3 protein-coding genes are annotated in these 3,151 nt (G+C 60.7%); all 3 read right to left on the bottom strand.

From position 1 onward, the window contains the following. Window positions 1-212 (bottom strand): hypothetical protein (locus tag Q0C64_RS12935; RefSeq protein ID WP_294124253.1); only part of this gene is annotated, 212 nt, incomplete at its 3' end. 40 nt (window positions 213-252) lie between these two features. Continuing rightward, window positions 253-2,220 carry a flagellar biosynthesis protein FlhA gene (locus Q0C64_RS12930; protein ID WP_294124252.1) on the bottom strand — a complete coding sequence of 656 codons (1,968 nt, stop codon included), beginning with the start codon at window positions 2,218-2,220 and terminating at the stop codon, window positions 253-255. Window positions 2,221-2,260: 40 nt separating this feature from the next. Continuing rightward, window positions 2,261-3,151 (bottom strand): EscU/YscU/HrcU family type III secretion system export apparatus switch protein (locus Q0C64_RS12925; protein ID WP_294124251.1); only part of this gene is annotated, 891 nt, incomplete at its 5' end.

The following is a 3,151-nucleotide window of genomic DNA, read 5'->3' as shown; positions in this document are numbered from 1 at the left end:
AACCCAAGCAAGTTGAGCTCCTGGTCACCCAAAGACTGGAGCTCGCGGTCCGCTCCAATCAGGCGAAGCGCAACGTCGGGCTCGCCCGCTTCAAGCGCGGCCTCGATCGCTTCTGACTTAAGGCTTGGATTTTGCGGGTCCGACTCAAGATAGGAAAGCAGGAGCTCGAGGCGCTTCGCCTTGGGTTCGTCGAGATTGGCAACATCGGTCACGATTGGCTCCTTGGAACGGCTTTTGCGCAGGAATTTGATATTAGGCGTCGATCCGAATGACGTCGAATGACGTTAAGCTGATGCGATTGGGGATTTCATTCACCGAAAGCACGGCAAGTCTCGGAACTGCCCTTTTGGTAAAAGCCTTGAAATGGCGACGAAGCTCCGCGCTGCACAAAAGGACCGGGGCGCGCCCATCACGGTGCATCGCATCCACCATGACCCCGAGCTTGCGAAGCAGGCTTTCGGCCGCGCGCGGCTCGACCAACAGTGCGCCCGTCTGCCCTTGAGGCAAGTTGGAGACGATCTGGTTTTCAAGTCTGGGGTCGAGGTTCAGCACGGCCAGATCGTCATGGACGCCGCGAAGCTGGTTGCAAATGGCGTAGCTGGTCCGCTGGCGAATAAGCTCGGTAAGTTCGGACGGGTCTTTCTGGAACCGGGCGACGTCGACCAGATGCTCGACGATGATATCCGGGTTGCCGACCGACACGCCTTCCGCGACCAGGTTTTGGAAGACCCGCTGGACGTCGGAAACCGAAAGGATATTGGGGACCAGTTCCTCGACCAGTCCCGGCTGGCGGCCCCTGACATCTTCGAGCATTTTGACGACGTTGCCCCTCGACAGCAACATCGACAGTTCGCCATGGATCACTTCGCTCAAATGCGTGACGATGACCGTGATCGGGTCGATCAACTTGAAGCCGGAACCCCGCGCCTTGTCGCCATTCTGGGGCTCGATCCAAAGCGCCGGAACGCCGAATGAAGGATCGATGGTGGCAATCCCCTCCATGCCGGGATCGAGGCTCCGGTCGCCGATTGCGAGGATCCGGCCGGGAAACAGGCTGGCCGCGGCAAAGCGCGAACCTAATAGCCTGATCTCATATTCCTGGTCGCCGAGCGCAGCGGCTTCGCTGACCCGCACCGAGGGAATGGCGAAGCCGAATTGCTGCTCAAGCTGGCGCCTCAATCCTGCAATGCGGTCGAGGAGTTCGCCGGCCTGGCTGTTGTAGGTAGCGGCGAGCAGTGTTCCGAGCCTGACCTCGATCGCCGGGGGTGCGCTTGACGGCACGGATTCGTCCTCGCTCTCATTGTCCGCTGCCGTATCGAGCCCGCTCTCCTGGCGGATCCGCCACCAAGCGAGGGCCGCGCCGCCGATGATCAGCACCAGCGGCCATTTGGGCATCCCCGGCAAGAGAAGCAGGACTCCCAAAGCGCCTGCCACGATCAGCGGAATGCGGGGAACGGACGAGAGCTGCTTCAAGACCTCCGTGCTCAGCTCGCGGTCGGCCGAGGAGCGAGTAACGATGATCCCGGTCGCGACCGAGATGATCAGCGCCGGCAATTGGGTGGCGATCCCGTCGCCGATGGTCAGTAGGGTGAAGCGCTGCAAGGCTTCCGACCAGCCCATGCCCATTTCAAGGACGCCGATGATCCAGCCAGCAATGATATTGATGAGGACGATGATGATGCCGGCGATCGCATCGCCTTTAACGAACTTCGAAGCGCCATCCATCGAGCCATAGAAGCTCGCTTCTTTTTCCAGCTCCTCGCGCCGGCGAACCGCTTCCTTCTGGTCAATGAGGCCCATGTTGAGGTCGGCATCGATACTCATCTGATGGCCGGGCATGGAATCGAGCGTGAAGCGCGCCGCGACTTCCGACACGCGCTGCGCGCCCGATGTTACCACCACAAACTGGACGACGATCAGGATCGAGAAGACAACAAAGCCGACGACGAAATTTCCCTGGACCGCGAACGAGCCGATCGAATTGATGACATCGCCGGCGTTAGCGCCGGTCAGGATTAGCCGCGTCGCCGCGACATTCAAGGCGAGGCGGAACAGGGTCGCGACCAGCAACAGCGAGGGAAATGTCGAGAATTCGACCGGCTTTCCGACGTAGAAGGTCAGCAAAAGGATGGTGAGCGCGAGGCCGAGGTTGAGGATGATCGACAGGTCGAGCATCGCCGGCGGGATCGGCGCGAACAGGATGACGAGGACCAACAGCACGCATCCGACGAGCGCAAGGTCCTTATTGGCTTTCAGTCGTTCAAGCATCGCCGTCCCTCATGGGTTGTTGCTGCGTCCGAAGCTGGCTGTAGAGCCGGGCGACGTCGCGGTAATGATCGGCCGCGATTTCGCGGCCGGCAGTGGAACTTCGAAAAAGGACTCGGGCCAGCGGCGGGTCCGAAATCACCGGGATGCCCAGCATCGCCGCCCGGCGTTTCATCGCCAGCGCCAATTGGTTGCGTCCCTTGGCCCTTACCTCCGGCGCGTTCATTCGGCTGGCGTCATAGGCCAGCGCAATTGCGAAATGCTCGGGATTGACGACAATGAGGTCGGACCCGGCGAGCTTCCCCAAACCCTCGGTTTGTTTCACGAATTCGGCGTGGAGCTGCTTGCGCTTGGCCTTGATCCGGGGCTCGCCTTCCCGCTCCTTATTCTCGCGGGTGAGCTCGCTCCGGCTCATTCGCATTTGCTTGGAGAATTCACGGCGGGCGATGAACTGATCGATCGCGGCAATGACCAGCGCGGCGGCAACAAACATGGCGGTCAGTGACAAGCTTTCCGACCAGAGGACCGAAGCCATTTCGCGTCCCCCGTCTAGGCCGGCACGGACCCGGTCAACCGCCGCGGAAATCGCCACCGCCGACACCGCCACATAGATTGCAAATTTGATGATGTTCTTGGCGGCTTCCTTCAGCATCTTCATCGAGAAGAGCCGTTTGAACCCGAGCGCCGGGTTCAATCGCTTGAAATCAGGTTTGAGCGGATGGGCGCTGAACGAAAGGCCGCGCAGCTGGAAAATCTCGAGGGGCACGATGATGAGGAGCAGCGCCGCGCCGAGAGTCAGGATGATGGCCAGGAGGAGACTCCAGCCCTGGGCAAACATCGGCAAGAGCTGGGAAGGATCCGAGCTCGCGCTGAAATCACCGAGCCT

The organism is Sphingomonas sp. (genome assembly GCF_023266535.1).
Classification (GTDB): Bacteria; Pseudomonadota; Alphaproteobacteria; order Sphingomonadales; family Sphingomonadaceae; genus Sphingomicrobium.
Note: the sequence above shows the minus strand (reverse complement) of the source record. Positions and strands in the feature narration are given on the sequence as shown.